Annotated in this window: 16 protein-coding genes; 9 read left to right on the top strand and 7 right to left on the bottom strand. The window is 64.8% G+C overall.

Annotated elements, in window-relative coordinates; all coding sequences use genetic code 11:
- Nucleotides 1–27 precede the first annotated feature (27 nt).
- Nucleotides 28–534 (top strand): AmiS/UreI family transporter, encoded by a 507-nt coding sequence (locus LGQ10_RS21780; RefSeq protein ID WP_226523165.1) that lies wholly within the window; start codon nt 28–30, stop codon nt 532–534.
- A 46-nt stretch (nt 535–580) separates the two neighbouring features.
- Here the strand turns inward: LGQ10_RS21780 and LGQ10_RS21785 are convergent, their stop codons facing one another.
- Nucleotides 581–1,468 carry an acyltransferase gene (locus LGQ10_RS21785; RefSeq protein WP_226523166.1) on the bottom strand — a complete coding sequence of 296 codons (888 nt, stop codon included), beginning with the start codon at nt 1,466–1,468 and terminating at the stop codon, nt 581–583.
- Between the two features lie 234 nt (nt 1,469–1,702).
- On the opposite strand from LGQ10_RS21785, the gene LGQ10_RS21790 reads away from it, so the two are divergent.
- Together LGQ10_RS21790 and LGQ10_RS21795 are read left to right on the top strand one after the other, a co-directional pair.
- A complete protein-coding gene (locus LGQ10_RS21790; RefSeq protein WP_226523167.1) occupies nt 1,703–2,578 on the top strand; it encodes an alpha/beta hydrolase in 876 nt (291 codons plus the stop codon).
- 208 nt (nt 2,579–2,786) lie between these two features.
- Nucleotides 2,787–3,791 (top strand): AraC family transcriptional regulator, encoded by a 1,005-nt coding sequence (locus tag LGQ10_RS21795; RefSeq protein WP_226523168.1) that lies wholly within the window; start codon nt 2,787–2,789, stop codon nt 3,789–3,791.
- Nucleotides 3,792–3,845: 54 nt separating this feature from the next.
- Here LGQ10_RS21795 and LGQ10_RS21800 read toward each other — a convergent pair whose 3' ends face one another.
- Both LGQ10_RS21800 and LGQ10_RS21805 read right to left on the bottom strand, forming a co-directional pair.
- Nucleotides 3,846–4,985, bottom strand: coding sequence for an FAD-dependent oxidoreductase (locus tag LGQ10_RS21800; RefSeq protein ID WP_226523169.1), 1,140 nt, complete (start codon nt 4,983–4,985; stop codon nt 3,846–3,848).
- 14 nt (nt 4,986–4,999) lie between these two features.
- Nucleotides 5,000–5,794, bottom strand: coding sequence for an alpha/beta fold hydrolase (locus LGQ10_RS21805; RefSeq protein ID WP_226523170.1), 795 nt, complete (start codon nt 5,792–5,794; stop codon nt 5,000–5,002).
- A gap of 231 nt (nt 5,795–6,025) precedes the next feature.
- Here LGQ10_RS21805 and LGQ10_RS21810 point away from each other — a divergent pair, with 231 nt between their 5' ends.
- From LGQ10_RS21810 to LGQ10_RS21830, 5 genes are all read left to right on the top strand, one after another.
- The gene (locus LGQ10_RS21810) at nt 6,026–6,526 is read left to right on the top strand and encodes an ATP-dependent zinc protease (RefSeq protein WP_058435726.1); all 501 of its coding nucleotides are present in this window, start codon (nt 6,026–6,028) and stop codon (nt 6,524–6,526) included.
- Nucleotides 6,527–6,630: 104 nt separating this feature from the next.
- On the top strand, nt 6,631–7,314 hold the full coding sequence (gene creB, locus LGQ10_RS21815) for a two-component system response regulator CreB (RefSeq protein WP_226523171.1): 684 nt from the start codon (nt 6,631–6,633) through the stop codon (nt 7,312–7,314).
- Nucleotides 7,314–8,732: a two-component system sensor histidine kinase CreC gene (creC, locus tag LGQ10_RS21820; protein ID WP_226523172.1), complete on the top strand. Its 1,419-nt coding sequence runs from the start codon at nt 7,314–7,316 to the stop codon at nt 8,730–8,732. Before creB ends, creC begins: the two co-directional genes overlap by 1 nt.
- Nucleotides 8,733–8,866: 134 nt before the next feature.
- Complete coding sequence (gene creD / locus LGQ10_RS21825) at nt 8,867–10,243, top strand: cell envelope integrity protein CreD (RefSeq protein WP_226523173.1); 1,377 nt, start codon at nt 8,867–8,869, stop codon at nt 10,241–10,243.
- Complete coding sequence (locus tag LGQ10_RS21830; RefSeq protein WP_226523174.1) at nt 10,236–10,412, top strand: hypothetical protein; 177 nt, start codon at nt 10,236–10,238, stop codon at nt 10,410–10,412. The genes creD and LGQ10_RS21830 overlap by 8 nt, the downstream gene beginning before the upstream one ends.
- On the opposite strand, the gene LGQ10_RS21835 is transcribed toward LGQ10_RS21830, so the two are convergent.
- Nucleotides 10,409–11,038, bottom strand: a complete 630-nt coding sequence (locus tag LGQ10_RS21835; protein ID WP_226523175.1) for a glutathione S-transferase — start codon at nt 11,036–11,038, stop codon at nt 10,409–10,411. The genes LGQ10_RS21830 and LGQ10_RS21835 overlap by 4 nt on opposite strands.
- Before the next feature lie 105 nt (nt 11,039–11,143).
- Between LGQ10_RS21835 and LGQ10_RS21840 the strand changes: the two genes are divergently transcribed.
- Nucleotides 11,144–11,566 (top strand): hypothetical protein, encoded by a 423-nt coding sequence (locus LGQ10_RS21840; RefSeq protein ID WP_226523176.1) that lies wholly within the window; start codon nt 11,144–11,146, stop codon nt 11,564–11,566.
- Here the strand turns inward: LGQ10_RS21840 and LGQ10_RS21845 are convergent.
- From LGQ10_RS21845 to LGQ10_RS21855, 3 genes are all read right to left on the bottom strand, one after another.
- Nucleotides 11,544–11,732 carry a hypothetical protein gene (locus tag LGQ10_RS21845; RefSeq protein WP_058438361.1) on the bottom strand — a complete coding sequence of 63 codons (189 nt, stop codon included), beginning with the start codon at nt 11,730–11,732 and terminating at the stop codon, nt 11,544–11,546. The two genes, LGQ10_RS21840 and LGQ10_RS21845, sit on opposite strands and share 23 nt — an antisense overlap.
- Nucleotides 11,729–12,850 (bottom strand): PepSY-associated TM helix domain-containing protein, encoded by a 1,122-nt coding sequence (locus LGQ10_RS21850; RefSeq protein WP_226523177.1) that lies wholly within the window; start codon nt 12,848–12,850, stop codon nt 11,729–11,731. Before LGQ10_RS21850 ends, LGQ10_RS21845 begins: the two co-directional genes overlap by 4 nt.
- A gap of 69 nt (nt 12,851–12,919) precedes the next feature.
- Nucleotides 12,920–15,379 (bottom strand): TonB-dependent siderophore receptor, encoded by a 2,460-nt coding sequence (locus LGQ10_RS21855; protein ID WP_226523178.1) that lies wholly within the window; start codon nt 15,377–15,379, stop codon nt 12,920–12,922.
- Between the last annotated feature and the right edge of the window lie 126 nt (nt 15,380–15,505).

The raw sequence follows: 15,505 nt of genomic DNA on the forward strand, positions 1-15,505 counted from the left end.
GAACAACAATAACAAGAGGACGTCGACATGCTGCTTGGATTGATACTGCTGTACGTGGGTGCCGTGCTGTTCGTGAACAGCATCTGGCTGATGGAGCGCATCAGCGGCAGGGAGGTCGCGGTGATCAACACCTTCGTCGGCAGCCTGAGCCTGCTGGTCGCCCTGTACATGATCTTCTTCGCCGGCGAGGTCAGGGGCGGGGCATTCACCCTGCTCTTCGCGTTCACCTACCTGTGGGTGGCGGCCAACCAGTTCCTGGGCGCCGACGGCAAGGGACTGGGCTGGTTCTGCCTGTTCGTCAGCATCACCGCGGCCACGGCGGCGATCCAGGCACTGGGCAGCCTCGACGGGTCCTTTGGCGTGTGGAACGCGCTCAACTGGGTGGCCTGGACCCTGTTGTGGTTCACCTTCTTCCTGCTGCTGGGGCTGTCACGCAAGATCCAGCGCCAAGTGGCGGTGTTCACCCTGGTGTGCGCGATCTTCACGGGGTGGATTCCCGGGCTGCTGATCCTCGGGCAGGTGCTCAAGCCCTAGGGCTGGCAAGGCGGTCGCCCCAGGGAAGAGTGCGGCCGCCACCGTGTTAGTGGGCTTCGGCCAGCAGCGCGTCGATGCGCTGGTCCTTGTCGGTCCACAGCTGGTTGACCCAGTCCTGCAACCGTTGGCGGAAAGCCGGGTCGTTCTCGTAGTCGCCGTGCCAGAGCGCGGGGTCCAGCTCGCGGGTGCGGATGTCGATGATCACCTTGGGCACGTTGCCGCTGATCAGGTCCCAGAAACCCGGCGTGTGCGCCTGTGGATAAACCACGGTGACATCCAGCATGGCGTCCAGCTGCTCGCCCATGGCCGCGAGGACGAAGGCCACGCCGCCGGCCTTGGGCTTGAGCAGGTGCTGGAAGGGCGAGCCTTGCTGTTCGCGCTTGGCGGGGGTGAAGCGGGTGCCCTCCAGGTAGTTGACCACCGTCACCGGCTGGCGCTTGAACAGCTCGCAGGCGGCCTTGGTGATCTCCAGGTCCTTGCCTTGCAACTCCGGATGCCTGGCGAGGAAGGCCTTGCTGTAGCGCTTCATGAAGGGGTAGTCCAGGGCCCACCAGGCCAGGCCCAGGAAGGGCACCCAGATCAGTTCCTTCTTGAGGAAGAACTTGAAGAACGGCGTGCGCCGGTTGAGGGTCTGGATCAGCGCCGGGATGTCTACCCAGGACTGGTGGTTGCTGACCACCAGGTACGAGGTGTCGACCCGCAGGCCTTCGCCACCGCGGATATCCCAGCGAGTGGGGATGCAGGAGGCAAAGATCAGTTTGTCGATCTCGGCCCAGGTCTCGGCGATCCACATCACCGCACCGGAAGCGTAGTCCCGCAGCCGTCCCGGCAGGACCAGCTTGAGCAGGGCGAACACCATCAGGGGCCCGAACAGCACCAGGGTGTTGAGCAGAAGCAGCAGGGTGACGAGACAGCCGGTGAGCAGTCGGCGCATAGGACACTCTTTACGGTTTTCTGGGCGCGTCATGATAAGCAGCTTCGGCGAGCAGGCCAAATTCTACTGTGCTGGCGAATGTTTCACCTGCACGGTGACACGCCTTTTACAGCGAGTGCCGGTGAGTGGGCGCACCGCCTGAGCCTGCGGATAATCTTTGGCGATTTTGTGGATTTCCCCCGTGTGGGGTGCAGGCGCCTAATCGGCACCTGACCTCAACCGGAGTGCGTTTCCATGAGCCGTCCCCTGGACCCGGCCGCCCTGGCCGCCTATTTCGACATCCAGTACAACGCCCGCGCCAGCGTCGCCGATTATGCCCAGTACCCATGCCTGTACCGGGCCCTGTCGGATGCCGCCCATGCCTGCACACCCTGCCACCGCGATGTGGCCTATGGCAGCGCAGCCAACGAGCGGCTGGATATCTTTCCGGCGGCGCGGGCGGGTGCTCCGGTGCTGTTGTTCATTCATGGCGGTTACTGGCGCGCGCTGTCCAAGGCCGATTCGGCGTTCATGGCTCCGGCACTCACTACTGCCGGTGCCTGCGTGGCAGTCCTGGACTATGACCTGGCGCCGGCCGTTACCCTGGACCGGATCGTCGACCAGGCCCGTCGTGCGCTGGCCTGGCTCTATCGGCATGCCGGCGAGTTCGGGGGAGATCCACGGCAGCTCTACGCCAGCGGCAGTTCGGCCGGTGGCCATCTGGTGGGCATGCTGCTGGCTGGCGGTTGGCAGGCCGGGTATGGGTTGGCGGACAACGTGCTGCGCGGTGCGCTGCCCATCAGCGGACTGTTCGACCTGGAACCGTTGCGCAGTACCCACATCAATCAGTGGATGCAATTGAGCGCCGACGATGCCCGGCGCAACAGCCCGTTGTTCCACCTGCCGGATAAGGGGGCGGGCCAGTTGCTGATCAGCCATGGCGCCCTGGAAAGCGCCGAGTTCGCCTGGCAGTCCGCGACCTTCCTCGATGCCTGGCGGGCCCGTGGTTTCATCGGGCGCAGGGTGGATGCACCCGGCAAGAACCACTTCGATGTGGTGCTCGAACTCGGCCAGCCGGGCACGCCGCTGTACCAGGCGGTGTGCGGGCTCATGGGGCTGGAGGTTCGGTAACACCCGTTGCCGGCAGTAACGCCGGCTCGCTGCTTCCCACTGGCGCGGGCGGGCTGCCGGCCTCGGCATTATCCGCAAAACCTGCCATTGCTATCCGCCCGGTGCCCCTGCCGGCCGATACCCGTCGAGCTGGCATGGAGCGTGCCTCCTCGTTCTTGACCAGGCCGCGGGAGCGGCCGTCCGATCATGCATTGCTGGGTGTCGCGCGATGAATACGATCAGTTCCGTTCGAGACATTTGCACCGAAGGTCGTGACCTGGCCTACGCCCGGGATTGGATGACGGCCATTTGCGGCCGCCATGAACTGAGCAGCCGTGGCCCGGGCCAGGTGTGCTTCACCCATCGCGGCACGGTGCTGCGCTCGACCGCCATGACCCTGGGCCTGATGAGCCACGGAGCCGAGGTGAGCGTCAGCGTCGAGGAGGACGAGGGCCTGGACTGCTACAGCCTGAGCCTGCCTTTGGACGGCGAGCAGCAGGTCAATGCAGGCGGCTGCACCCTGGGGTCGGATCGTAGCCGAGGGGTGATCCTCTCGCCCTATGGTGCCCAGCAGCTGGATATCGCCGCCAACTGCCTGCAGCTGCATGTGGCTATCCCGCGCCAGGCCATGGAGCAGGGCCTCGAGCACTTGCTGCAGCGACCGATGCAGGAGCCGCTGCGCTTCGAGCCTTCGATCGATGCGGTGCAGGGTGCCTCCGGCAGTTGGTGGCGGATGGTCGAGCATCTGGTGCAGGACCTGCGCACCAGCATCGCCCTGTATGACCAGGCCGGCTTCACCCGGGACCTGGAGCATGCGTTGATCAAGGGCCTGCTCCTGGCCCAGCCGAACAACTACAGCGCCAGGCTGCGCCAGAGCGAAGAGCGCAGCCTGCCCCAGTACCTGGTGCGGGCACGGGAGTTCATCCATGCCCATGCCCGGGATGAACTGGACCTGGACGCTATCGAGGCGGCATCGGGAGTGTCGCGTTCCAAGCTGTTCGAGTGCTTCGGCCGGTACCTGGGCGTACCGCCGATGATCTATCTCAAGCGTTACCGCTTGAATGGCGTGCGCCAGCAACTGCTGGAAGATGGTTGCCCGCGCAATATCTCGGCCATTGCCATGGCCTGGGGATTTGCCCACCTGGGGCGGTTCGCCGGGGACTACCGCAAGCTGTTCGGCGAGACCCCCAGCGCCACCTTGCAACGTCAGGCGGCGCGACGCGCCAGTCACTGACAGCGCGCCGTGCCAACCGCAGGAGTGCCCGGCGCCTCCTGCACCAGGCCGACTCTAGGCCCGGGTTCCGGTGGGCTGGCTGCCCGCGGCCCGCAGGATCTGCCGGCGTACCCAGTCATCGCCAAAACCGTGCTTGAGTACCCGATGCCGGACTTCGTCCGGCAGTATCGAGACCTCGCCGTACAGGCATGACCAGCGTTGGCAATGCTCGGCCAGTTCCCGCTCACCGGCTTCCCAGGCCGCCAGGCGTGCGGGGATATCGCGTCGGTCCTTGAGCCCCTCCAGGTAATGGGCCAGGGCCAGTCCCGTTTGCATCGACATGCCGCCACCCTGGCCCAGGTGCGGTGGCTGGGCATGGGCGGCGTCGCCGATCAGTGCCGTGTGCCCGGCCGACCAGGCACGGACCTTGACGATGCTGTACTGCGCCCAGGGCAGCACCTCTTCCACTCGGTCGATCAAGTGCGCCCAGGCCGGAAATGACTCGCACCAGGTTCCGTGGTCCAGCGGCGAGGCCTTGCCCCGGATGTCGTCCGTCTGGCAGGTCAACGCCAGGTAGATGCGCTTTGCGTCCAGAGGGGTGATCAGCAAGCGACGGTTGCCACTCCAGCATTCGAGGTACTTGCCCTGGCCGTTTGGGCCCAGTTCCTTTTGGGTGCCAGGAATGATGGCGCGTAGCGCGCCTTCGTCGGTCTGCTGGTGGAACTGTTCCAGCCCCAGTGTTCGTCGTACCGCCGACCACACGCCATCGGCGCCGATGGCCAGGTCGGCCTGTTCACGCCGTGCACCGGCGAACTGCAACTCGCCGCTGGCGCTGGCGCCCAGTACTTCGCAGCCGGTGCGGATCTGCACGCCCGCGGCCAGTGCCGCCTCCTTCAAGCTGGCCAGCAAGGTGCTGCGATCCACCGTCACCAGGCGTATGCCGGGCGGCAGTTCGCCCGGCTCCAGCACTCGCCCGCTACTGTCGCGCTGCTCCATGGCCCGGCCATGGAAGGCATCGGCGGCCAGTGCCTTCACACCCAGGGCGTCGAGGATGCGCAGGCCGTTTTCCCAGATATAGATGCCCGAACCCTGGGCGCGCAGTTGGGCCTGGCGTTCGAAAATGGTCACCGACCAGCCCCGTTGTGCCAGGGCGGTGGCCGCGGCGAGGCCGCCAAAGCCGCCGCCGGCGATGATCGCGCTAAAACCGTTACTCATGAGATCGCTCCTGTTCAGCCGGCAAGGAATTCGGTGATGGCCCGGGCCACTGCCACGGGATTCTCAAGGGTCGGGAAGTGGGTATTGCCGGGAATGTGGCAGGGCTCGAACCAGCTGTGTTCAACGGCGAAAGCCTGTTGCATGCGGCGGTAGTCGAGGGTGGGCGGTTGCGAATAGATATGCCGGACCAGGGGCTTGTCGGCGATGGCCGACATGCGCTCCAGCGGGCTGCCCCAGCGCCGGTAGCAGATCTCGATTTCGCGGCAGGCGCGGCGCCACATGGCGCCGTCGAACCAGGGCATCTCGCTGCGCAGGTGCTCGAGTACATCGGCGTTATCGGTGCTGGCGGCCCACTCGTCGAAGAAGCTCTGGCGCCCGGTGGCGTAGTCCGTCAGGTGCTGGCCCTGGGCGAGTTGCTGCCAGAAACCGTCGTGGGGTTGCATCAGCCAGTCGATCACCACGGTCCTGGGCAGGCGTTTGCTGCCCAGGCGCTCGCAGGCTTCCAGGTTGACCCAGCAACCATGGGACGTGGAGACCAGGCGCACCTGCTCCAGGCCCTTGAAGTCGATGAAGGCCAGCAGGTCGTCGGCCAGGTCCAGGGCACTGAAGTCGCCGCTGTCGGTCTGGTCCGGGTCGTGCCCGCGCCAGTCCAGGCAGATCACCTGGAAGCGCTCGGCCAGCAGCGGGGCCAGGGTCTTGAACAGCCGGCGATCCTGGCACCAGCCGCTGAGCAGCAGCAGGGTCGGGGCATGGGGGTCGCCGGTTGTGGTGTAGGTCATCAGGGTGTCGTTCAACTGCACGGTCTGCATGGTGTGGCTCCTTGGCGGGTGATAGGCGAGGCAGCGGGACGAGCTGGCTGGCGCTGGGAAAATGGTGCGCCGGGGCCGGATGGCGGGCTATCCGGTGGGTGGGGAGTCGTTATCCGCAGAGTCCTGGGGCCCGGAACAGCCGCGTGCTGCGATAACGTGATATCGGGCGAACCAATTGCCCGGCAGCGGTCTAAAATCCCGCTGCTCCCTTTCCTCGAGGAATCCTCCGTCGTGAAATCCGTCCTTGCTCTGCTGTCTCTCGTTGCGCTGCCGGTCCTGGCCGCCGAACCGACCCTGTACGGTCGTTACGAAAACATCCGCCTGCCGGAAATCGGCGAAACCCTGCAAGCCAAGATGGACACCGGGGCCCTGACGGCGTCGCTGTCGGCCAAGGACATCCAGACGTTCACCCGCGACGGTGAGAACTGGGTGCGCTTCCGCCTGGCCACCAAGGACGCCGGCAGCAAGGTCTACGAACACAAGGTGGCGCGGATCAGCAAGATCAAGAGCCGCTCCGACGAGGACGATGACCGCGAAGAACCGCAGGCGGCCAAGCGCCCGGTGGTGGAGCTGGAGATGTGCCTGGGCAACGTCAAGCGCACGGTGGAGGTCAACCTCACCGATCGCAGCAGCTTCAACTACCCACTGCTGATCGGGGCCAAGGCCCTGCGTGAGTTCGGCGCGGCGGTGAACCCCGCGCGGCGCTACACCGCCGATAAACCTGACTGCTGATCGATCTGTTGCCCGGACTCGGCGTGCCGTTGTGCAAGGTCTGATTGACTGTCCATGAGGCATCCGGCACCGTTCGCCCATCGAATGTTGCGTGCCTGGATGCCATGCCCCATATCCTGATTGTCGAAGACGAAGCGGCCATTGCCGACACCCTGATCTTTGCCCTGCAAGGCGAGGGTTTCAGCACCACCTGGCTGAGCCTTGGGCGCGCAGCCCTCGAGCACCAGCGCACGACCCCGGCGGACCTGGTCATCCTCGACATCGGCTTGCCGGACATCAGCGGTTTTGAAACGTGCAAGGAGCTGCGACGGTTCAGCGAAGTGCCGGTGATGTTCCTCAGCGCCCGGGACGGCGAGATCGACCGGGTGGTCGGCCTGGAGATCGGTGCCGACGACTACGTGGTCAAGCCCTTCAGCCCCCGTGAGGTGGCAGCGCGGGTCAAGGCCATCCTCAAGCGCGTGGTTGTGCGAGCAGCGCCGGAGCCGGAAGCGGTGGCGCTGTTCGCGATCGATCCGCAGCGGGTGCAGATCAGCTATCGCGGCCAGCCCTTGAGCCTGACCCGACATGAGTTCCGCCTGCTGCAATGCCTGCTGGAACAACCCGAGCGGGTGCTCAGCCGCGAGCAGTTGCTCGATGCCCTGGGGGTAATGGCGGATGTCGGTTATGAGCGCAACATCGACAGCCATGTGAAGAGCCTGCGGGCCAAGCTGCGCCTGGTGGCGGCCCAGGCCGAGCCGATCCAGACCCACCGTGGCCTGGGCTACAGCTACAGCCCGAGTCACGCCTGATGACCCTGGGCCTGCGGATCTTCCTGGTCTACCTGCTGTTCATCAGTTTCACCGGCTACTTCGTGCTGAGCACGGTGATGAAGGAAATCCGCCCCGGGGTGCGCCAGTCCACCGAGGAGACCCTGGTGGACACCGCCAACCTGCTGGCAGAGATCATGCGTGACGATTTCAAGGCCGGCACCCTCAACGAAAATCGCTGGCCGCAACTGCTGCGGGCCTACGGCGAGCGCCAGCCGGCGGCGACCATCTGGGGTCTGCCCAAGAACCAGGTCAACCACCGGATCTACGTGACCGATGCCCGGGGCATCGTGGTCCTGGACTCCAGCGGCCTGGCGGTGGGCCAGGACTATTCACGCTGGAACGACGTCTACCTGACCCTGCGCGGACAGTACGGCGCACGCTCGTCGCGGGCGCTGGCCGAAGACCCCAACTCCTCGGTGATGCACGTGGGGGCGCCGATCCGCGACAACGGCCAGATCATCGGCGTGGTCACCGTGGCCAAGCCCAACAGTTCATTGCAGCCTTATGTCGATCGCACCGAGGGGCGCCTGGTGTGGTACGGCGCCGGGCTGATCGCCATCGGGCTGTTGTTCGGCGCGCTGCTGTCCTGGTGGCTGAGTGCCGCGCTGCGCCGCCTGACCGCCTATGCGCAGGCGGTGAGCGAGGGGCGGCGGGCCGAGCTGCCGCATTATCGCGGTGGCGAGATGGAGCAATTGGCCACGGCGGTGGAGCGCATGCGCACCCAGCTGGAGGGCAAGGCCTATGTCGAGCGCTACGTGCACACCCTGACCCATGAACTGAAGAGCCCGCTGGCCGCCATCCGTGGCGCGGCAGAACTGCTCCAGGAAGAGATGCCCCAGGCCCAGCGCCAGCGTTTCGTCGGCAACATCGACAGCGAAAGCGCGCGCATGCAGCACTTGATCGAGCGCCTGCTGAACCTGGCCCAGGTCGAGCAGCGCCAGGGCCTGGAGGAACGGGTGAGCGTGCCCCTGGCGCCCCTGGTCGAGGAGTTGCTCGACAGTCAGCATGGGCGCATCGAAGGCAAGCAGTTGCAGGTGGAGCAACAGGTGCCGGCGGAGCTGGCCTGGTCCGGCGAGCCGTTCCTGCTGCGCCAGGCCCTGGGCAACCTCTTGGCCAATGCCCTGGACTTCAGCCCGGCCCAGGGTCTGCTGCGCTTTACCGCGCGGCGGGTGGAGGCTTGCGTCGAGCTGGTGTTGTTCAACCAGGGCGAACCGATTCCGGACTACGCCCTGCCGCGCCTGTGCGAACGTTTCTATTCCCTGCCGCGTCCGGACAGCGGACGCAAGAGCACCGGCCTTGGGCTGAACTTCGTCGATGAGGTGGTGCAGCTGCACGGCGGCCAGTTGCGGATCCACAACGTGCCGGGCGGCGTCCAGGTCACCTTGCGCCTGCCTTGACCTGCGGAGGTGGCGAGGCAGCTTGCTCCCTCGCCATAAAGGCCTCGGGGATTCTCCACAGAGTTTCCACATTGGCCCCATAAAACCCCCATGCCCGAACACCAGACTCTCCTCATTCAAACAGGGAGAGCCCCATGAACCGCAATCTGACTTTCAAGCTCGGGGCCATTGGCCTGCTGATCATGCTGTTGATGATCCCGCTGCTGCTGATCAGCGGCCTGATCGGCGAGCGCCAGCAGCTACGCGACGGCGTGCTCGACGATATCGCCCGCAGCTCCAGCACCCAGCAACAGCTTCGCGGCCCGGTGATGGTGGTGGAGTACCGCAAGACCGTGCGCACCTGGAAGACCGACGAGAAGACCAAGAAGCGCTATCAGGAAATCGGCGAAGAGCAGGGGCGCATGTTCTTCCTGCCGGAGCATTTCGAACTGGACGGCAAGGTCCAGACCGAACTGCGTGCCCGAGGCATCTACGAGGCGCGGCTGTTCCACGCCGACAACCACATCAGTGGCCAGTTCGTGGTGCCCGAGCAGTACGGGATCAAGGAAGATTTTGCCGACTACAAGTTCGCCCAGCCGTTCCTGGCAGTGGGCATCAGCGATATCCGCGGCATCGAGAATGCCCTGCAACTGCAGCTCAACGGCCAGACCCTGGATTTTGCCCCGGGCACTTTCGTCAGCTGGCTGGATGAAGGCGTGCATGTGACGTTGCCGCCCCTGGATCTGAAAAAAGCCAGTCGCCTGGACTTCGCCTTCGACCTGCGCCTGCAGGGCACCGGCCAACTGGCGGTGCTGCCGGTGGGCAAGACCAGCAAGGTCCTGCTGACGGCCAACTGGCCGCACCCGAGCTTCATCGGCAACTACCTGCCAGTGCGTCGGGAAGTCACCGAGAAAGGGTTCTCGGCCATCTGGCAGACCTCGTTCTTTTCCACCAACCTGGAACATGCCATGGAGCGTTGCGCACTCGGCACTCAATGCCAGGGCTTCAACAGTCGAAGCTTCGGTGTGAGCTTCATCGATCCGGTGGACCAGTACCTCAAGAGCGACCGGGCAATCAAGTACGCGCTGCTGTTCATCGGCCTGACCTTCGCCGGCTTCTTTCTGTTCGAGGTGCTCAAGAATCTGTCGGTGCATCCGATCCAGTACGGTCTGGTGGGCGTGGCCCTGGCGTTCTTCTACCTGTTGCTGCTGTCGTTGTCCGAGCACCTGGGCTTTGCGCAGGCCTATGGCGTGTCGGCGGCGGCCTGTGTGGGCCTGATCGGTTTCTATGTCAGCCATGTGCTGCACAGCTGGCGTAACGGCGCGATGTTCGCAGTCTCGCTGGCGGCCCTGTACGGCCTGCTCTATGGCCTGCTCAGTGCCGAGGACTACGCGCTGCTGATGGGCTCGTTGCTGCTGTTCGGCCTGCTGGGTGTGTTCATGGTGCTGACCCGCAAGCTGGACTGGTATGGCGTTGGCCAGCGCAAGGAGCCGCAGCCACTGCAATTCGACCTGGGGGTGATCCGTGAGTAGGTCACTGGGGTTGCGCGAGGATCAGCGCCAGCGTGAGCACCTGTCGCTGCGGATTGCCGGATTGTTTCCAGCGGATGCCTGGTGGCTGGTGCGCCAGTCGGCAGGTCTCGGGAAACCGGTGGGGCGAATCGTTCCGCATCGCCCCGGGCCGGACCGGCTGACCGACTAGGCCGGAGGTTGGGTGGCGAGCATCGACGCGCGCTGGCTGACCTCGGCGTACCAGGCGGCGAGCTGGGGCTGGGCCTGGCGCCACTGCAGATCGGGGTGGCGAAAGTCCAGGTAGCCCAGGGCACAGGCGACGCTGATGGCGGCGATGTCGAAGTGGCTGGCCAGTTCGGCGATGGCCTGGGCCTCCAGCTCTGCCAGGGCCCGACGGATCTTGTCACGCTGGCCTTCGAGCCAGGGTTGCGACTGTTTTTCGGGGGCTCGCAGGACCTGTTCGTAGCGCACTAGCACCGACGCATCCATGATGCCGTCGGCCAGGGCGGCGAGGGTCAGGCGCCGCCAGCGGGCCGAGCCTTCGCGAGGGATCAGCGGATTGCCGACGTGCTGCTGGTCCAGGTAATCGAGAATCACCCGGCTGTCGTACAGCACCTGGCCGTTGGCCAGGCGCAGGGCAGGGATCTTGCCCAGCGGGTTGTCCTGGTTCAGCGTGGCATCGGGCGTGATCGGGGTCAGCTGGCAGCCGTGCAGGGCCACACGCTCCAGTTGCCCGGTTTCGTGCAGCAGCACCATGACTTTGCGCACGTAAGGTGATGCCGGGTTGTGGAACAGCGTCATGCTGGGGATGGACATGAATATTCCTCGTGGGTGGGGGAGCACAGGCTCACGCCCCGGGGATCTTAGCGCAGCCTGTGGCCCTGGCCACAGGTGCGAGATGCAGTACCGCAAGGAGAATCGATGCGCCGTTCCTATCTGCTACATGGGCTGTACAGCCTGCTGCTGACGTTGCTGGGGGCCCTGACGGTGTACCTGGCCCTGCAATACGAGTTTCGCCGCAAGGGCGAGGGCGAGCCGGAGTTGATCATGGCGTTCGCCTACATGGCCTGGTACTGGGCCTTGCCGGCGCTGACGCTGCCGGCCCTGGGCTGTGCCCTGCTGGGCCTGCGCGGCCCGGCCCGGGTGACCCGACCCTGGCGCTGGGGCCTGGCGGCCAGCTATGTACCGCTGTTGGGGCTGGCGTTGTTCAGCGTGCTGGTGGCCATCGAGGCGCTGCAGGACAACCGTGGGTTCATCCCGGTGATGCTGGTCGGCCTGGTGCTCTCCATGTACCTGTGGCGGGGGTTCCCGGCTGCCGGGGTCAAGCCGCGCCCTTGCGCTTGAGCAGGCCACGCAGGGCGAGCAGCGCCGGCAGGCCGAGGCCGATCCAGCTCAGGCTGTCCCACAGGCCGTCGCCCAGCAGCGCCGCGAACAACCCGGCGGCGCTGAGCAGGCCGATGGCCAGGGGCGCGGCGAAGACCTTCCAGAAACTCGCTTGACGGCGTTTCATCGGCGCGCCTCCGGTAACGGCCTGGCGGCACGGCGCCGGACGATCCACAGGTACAGGCCGCTGCCCAGGACGATGATGGTCAGCACGTCCATCACGGCCCACAGCACCTTCATCGGCATGCCGCCGTAGTCACCGAAATGCAGCGGTTGCGACATGCCCATGGCATCCATGTACCAGGGGCGCCCGCCCACGGCGCTCACCTGTAGCGTGCTGGCATCGATCAGCACCGGGGTCAGCAGGTGGGAAGTCAGGTGACTGCTGCCCTTGAGGAATACCGCATAGTGATGCTCGCTGGAGAAGCGCGTGCCGGGGAAGGCGATGAAGTCCGGTTGCATGCCCGGGGCCGCTTGCTGGGCGATGTCCAGCAGACGGCTGGCCGGTGCCAGTTGGGCGAGCGGCGGGGCATCGCGGTAGGGCGCGACCATCGCCGCGAGGCTGTCGTTGCGCCAGGCGGCGATGATCAGGTCGGCACAGGCGCTGATCACGCCCGTCACCCCCACCACCAGGGCCCAGGTCAGGGTCACCACGCCGATCAGGTTGTGCAGGTCGAGCCAGCGCAGGCGGCTGGACTTGTCCTGGCGCACGGTGGCGAACTTCAGGCGGCGCATGAACGGCAGGTACAGCACCGTACCGGAGATGATCGCCAGCACGAACAGCACGCCCATGAAGGCCAGCAACAGCTTGCCCGGCAGCTCCGCGAGCAGGTCCACGTGCAGGCGCAGGATGAACATCATCAGGCCGTCGTTGGCCGAGGGCGTCTCCAGTGCTTCGCCGGTGCGGGCGTCGAGCATGAAGGTATAGGAGAGGTTGGGATCGGTGCCGGCGGTCTTGGCCATGATGGTGGTCACGCCATTGGGCTCGTCTTCGTCCCAGCCGAAATACTGCATGACCTCGCCCGGCCGGTGGGCCTCGGCAGCCTTGACCAGCTGTTGCAAGTCCAGGCGTGGAGTGTCGGCGGGCATCTGCCGCAGCTCGGGGGCGTCGCCCAGCAGGTGGTCGATCTCGTGGTGGAAGATCAGCGGCAGCCCGGTGAGCGCCAGCATCAGCAGGAACACCGTGCAGATCAGGCTGGTCCAGGTGTGGATAAAGGACCAGCGGCGGATGGTTGTGCTTTTCATGGAGCATCCAGATGCAAAAGGGCCACGGCGGCGCCGTGACCCTTGTTTCAACGGGTAGTGATCAGCCGATTACCACTTGTAGTTGACGCTGGCCATGACGTTGCGGCGATCGCCGTAGTAGCAGTAGGTGCCGTCGCAAGTCGACATGTATTCCTTGTCGAACACGTTGTTGGCGTTCAGGGCCACGCTGGTGCCCTTGAGCGAATTGCTCAGGCGTCCCAGGTCGTAATGCACGGCAGCATCGTAGACGGTGTAGGAGTCGGTATGACCGTCGGATTTGCTGGCGACATAGGGCAGGCTGCCCGAAGGAACATTATTGGTCTCACCGATGTAGCGGGCACCGAAGCCCACGCCGAAGCCATCCAAGAGACCGTTGTGCCAGGTGTAGTCGGCCCAGACCGCGGCCTGGTTTTCCGGGGTGATGGGCAATGGACGGTTCTTGTCTTGAGGGTCGCCGACCTTGGTCATCTTGCTGTTGGCATAGGTGTAGGAGGCGGTCAGCTTGAGGTTCTCGTTGACGTTACCCACGGCCTCCAGTTCGAAACCACGTACCTTGACCTCACCCAGTGGCCGACTGACCCCCAGGTTGTCGGTGAGCACGATGTTCTGGCGGGTCAGGTCGTACACCGCAGCGGTAAACAGCATGGCGCTGCCTGGGGGCTGGTATTTGAGGCCCAGTTCGTATTGCTTGCCGGTGCTGGGTTCGAACGCCTTGCCAGTGTTGCTGCCGCCTGCTTCGGCCTGGAAGGATTCGGCATAGGAAACGTAAGGGGTAAAGCCCGAGTCGAAGACATAGCTCAACGCCGCGTTGCCGGTGAAGGCATGGTCGTCGCGCTTGTCATGGGGCTGGTTGGTGATGTTGTAGAACTTGGTATCGGTGTGCAGCCAATCCTGCCGACCGCCAAGGGTCAGACGCCAGTTGTCCAAGGCTATCTGGTCCTGGAGATAGAGCCCGGTGCCCTGGCGTTTCTGGTTGTAATCGTTGTATGCGGAGTAGCTGACCTGGCTGAAGTCCTGGCCATAGATCGGACGGATGATGTTGCTGGTGGGCGCTTCGCCGTACAACCACTTGTAGTTGGTATTGACGCGTTGGTGATCCAGGCCCAGCAACAAGGTGTGCTTGAGCTCGCCCGTGTTGAAGTCGGCCTGGAAGTTGTTGTCCACGGCGAACTGGCTGATGTCTTCGTTGACGATGTTGGCCCCACGGCGAACGGTGCCGTCCGGGCTAACAGCCTGGTCGGGCTTGTTGGGCCAGTAGCTACCGCCGGCGGTGATGCCCTGGAACGACAAGTCGCTCTTGGTATAGCGCAGGTTCTGACGGAACTGCCACACGTCATTCATGCGGTGCTCGAAGGCATAACCCAGTGCGTAATAGGTCTTGTCGTAGAACTCCCAGTTCGGGTCGCCAAGGTTCTTGTGGTACTTCACCTTGCCAGCCGGACTTCCCAGCTTGGTGCCCTGCAGTGGCAGGAACTGGCTGGTGATGCCGGTATCGTCGCGGTTGAACTGGCTGAGGAAGGTCAGTTTGGTGTCTTCATCGATGTTCCAGGTCAGGCTGGGAGCCAGGTTGTAGCGTTTGTCCTGGTTGTGCTCGATGGCGGTATTGGCATCGCGCACTACACCACTGATGCGGTACAGGAAGCGGCCTTCATCGTCGATAGGGCCTGTGCTATCGAAACTGATCTGCTTGCGCTGGTAACTGCCGATCTGCAATTGCACTTCATGACTGGCGACATCCTCTGGACGCCGGCTGACCATATCCAGCAATCCGCCAGGCGGAGTCTGGCCATAGACCGAAGAGGCCGGGCCACGCAGAAGGGCTACGCGCTCCAGGTCCCAGGTTTCCATTTTCGGCATGGTGTAGATGCCCTTGGGCAGCGGCAACCCATCAAGAAACTGGGTGGGCTCGAACCCTCGGACCATCAGCCATTCCGCGCGGCTGTCGCTGCCGTAGCTGCTGGCGGTAACCCCAGGCATGTAGCGCACCGCGTCATCGAGGTTCTGCACGGCGCGGTCAGTCATCTGCTGACGGGTAGCAACGGAAATCGAGCGAGGTGCCTCCACCAGCGAGGTATCGGTCTTGGTGCCGGCGGCGGTACGGGTGGCGACGTAGCCCTCTACCGGACCCCAGGCGCTTTCATAGGCCTGCTGGCCGCTGATATTGGTTTCCGGCAGGGCCACGACGCCGTCTGGCGTCGCTACCAGGCTGTAGGTGCCGGCGCTGCTGCGCTCCAGTTGCAGGCCGGTGCCGCGCAGGGCTTCGCGCAGCGCGCTGGCAGCGTCGAACTGGCCCTGGACCGGGGCCGAGGTCTTGCCGGCCGCCAGGGAGGGATTCAGGCTCAGGGCCAGGCCGCCCTGGCTGGCGATCTGGTTCAGGGTGCTGGCCAGGGGCGCGGCGGGCAGGTTGTAGGCGCGCACGCTGGAGGACTGCTCGGCAGCCATCAGGACCGGGCTGGCCAAGGGGGCGCAGAGGGCGATGGCAACGGCCAGCAGGCTGGGGCGCAACAGGGTGTCTAGCGGACGGGACATACGGCGGCTCCTGGATGGAAATGTTTCGCAATTGCCTATGTGCCGGACGAGATTCGAAAAGTGATAGACCGAATTGAAAATAATTTAGATTTGCGAGAAATGCGCAGCCGCCCGTCGGCTCCAGTA

The sequence above is a fragment of the Pseudomonas sp. L5B5 genome, assembly GCF_020520285.1.
Lineage (GTDB): Bacteria > Pseudomonadota > Gammaproteobacteria > Pseudomonadales > Pseudomonadaceae > Aquipseudomonas.

What these genes read in the sequence shown, in the direction of transcription:
- LGQ10_RS21790 (WP_226523167.1), top strand. Translation starts at nt 1,703, where the DNA reads ATGAGCCGTCCCCTGGACCCGGCCGCCCTGGCCGCCTATTTCGACATC.
- LGQ10_RS21785 (WP_226523166.1), bottom strand. Translation starts at nt 1,468, where the DNA reads ATGCGCCGACTGCTCACCGGCTGTCTCGTCACCCTGCTGCTTCTGCTC.
- creD (WP_226523173.1), top strand. Translation starts at nt 8,867, where the DNA reads ATGAACCGCAATCTGACTTTCAAGCTCGGGGCCATTGGCCTGCTGATC.
- LGQ10_RS21805 (WP_226523170.1), bottom strand. Translation starts at nt 5,794, where the DNA reads ATGCAGACCGTGCAGTTGAACGACACCCTGATGACCTACACCACAACC.
- LGQ10_RS21795 (WP_226523168.1), top strand. Translation starts at nt 2,787, where the DNA reads ATGAATACGATCAGTTCCGTTCGAGACATTTGCACCGAAGGTCGTGAC.
- LGQ10_RS21855 (WP_226523178.1), bottom strand. Translation starts at nt 15,379, where the DNA reads ATGTCCCGTCCGCTAGACACCCTGTTGCGCCCCAGCCTGCTGGCCGTT.
- LGQ10_RS21845 (WP_058438361.1), bottom strand. Translation starts at nt 11,732, where the DNA reads ATGAAACGCCGTCAAGCGAGTTTCTGGAAGGTCTTCGCCGCGCCCCTG.
- LGQ10_RS21800 (WP_226523169.1), bottom strand. Translation starts at nt 4,985, where the DNA reads ATGAGTAACGGTTTTAGCGCGATCATCGCCGGCGGCGGCTTTGGCGGC.
- creC (WP_226523172.1), top strand. Translation starts at nt 7,314, where the DNA reads ATGACCCTGGGCCTGCGGATCTTCCTGGTCTACCTGCTGTTCATCAGT.
- LGQ10_RS21780 (WP_226523165.1), top strand. Translation starts at nt 28, where the DNA reads ATGCTGCTTGGATTGATACTGCTGTACGTGGGTGCCGTGCTGTTCGTG.
- LGQ10_RS21835 (WP_226523175.1), bottom strand. Translation starts at nt 11,038, where the DNA reads ATGTCCATCCCCAGCATGACGCTGTTCCACAACCCGGCATCACCTTAC.
- LGQ10_RS21840 (WP_226523176.1), top strand. Translation starts at nt 11,144, where the DNA reads ATGCGCCGTTCCTATCTGCTACATGGGCTGTACAGCCTGCTGCTGACG.
- creB (WP_226523171.1), top strand. Translation starts at nt 6,631, where the DNA reads ATGCCCCATATCCTGATTGTCGAAGACGAAGCGGCCATTGCCGACACC.
- LGQ10_RS21850 (WP_226523177.1), bottom strand. Translation starts at nt 12,850, where the DNA reads ATGAAAAGCACAACCATCCGCCGCTGGTCCTTTATCCACACCTGGACC.